General features: G+C 68.1%; 1 pseudogene. It reads left to right on the top strand.

The features are described 5' to 3' along the window. Positions 1 to 158: 158 nt before the first annotated feature. Positions 159 to 744, top strand: a pseudogene (locus tag J0A65_RS24750) (hypothetical protein); the annotation flags it as partial.

The raw sequence follows: 744 nt of genomic DNA, 5'->3' as shown, positions 1-744 counted from the left end.
AAGGTGTTCTGCCAGGTCCCGGCGCTGAGCGGTTTCACCATCCTCGGCAGCGGCGCCGTGGCGCTGATCCTCGATATCCCCGGCCTGCTCTCGCAAGTCAGCCAAGGCGGCAGCAGCCGCACCCTTTCCCCCTCCGGCAACCTCAGGAGTACTGTGCTATGAACCTGGCAACCCGTATCGCGGCCCTGGTCGCAACAGCTCTGATCGCCCTGACCCTACTGGCCCTGCCAGCGCTGAACACCTACCTGGCCCTGGGCATTGCCCTGCTCGCAGGCGCCGCCCTGGCGCTCCAGGGCTGGCAGCTCAACCGTGCGCTGCAGCTGCAGCTCGGCGGCGAACCGCGTGCACTGCATGACCTCGCCGAACAGCTGGCGCAGGGTGAACTGCCCCGCACGAACCAGCCCCAGGCAGCGCGTGGCTCGCTCCTGCACAGCCAGCAGCAGACCGGCGAACAGCTCGCCGCGCTGCTCGCGGAGCTGAGCCGCGTGACCGACGAGCATGCCCGCGGCGACATCGACGCCGTCCTCGACAGCCAGCGACCGGGGGTGTACCGCGAGATCGCCGTGGCGATCAACGCGCTGGTCGCCAGCCATATCGACGTGAAGAAGAAGGCCATGACCTGCGTCCGTGCCATCGCCGAGGGCGACCTGCGCGCACCGCTGGAGCAGTTCCCCGGCAAGAAAGCCTTCATCAACGACACCATCGAGACCCTGCGCCGCAACCTCACCGGCCTGATGAGCGAGA

Origin of the sequence: Bowmanella yangjiangensis, assembly GCF_017255015.1 — a bacterium.
In the GTDB taxonomy this organism is placed as follows: Bacteria; Pseudomonadota; Gammaproteobacteria; order Enterobacterales; family Alteromonadaceae; genus Bowmanella; species Bowmanella yangjiangensis.
This window is presented reverse-complemented; position numbering and strand designations above follow the sequence as displayed.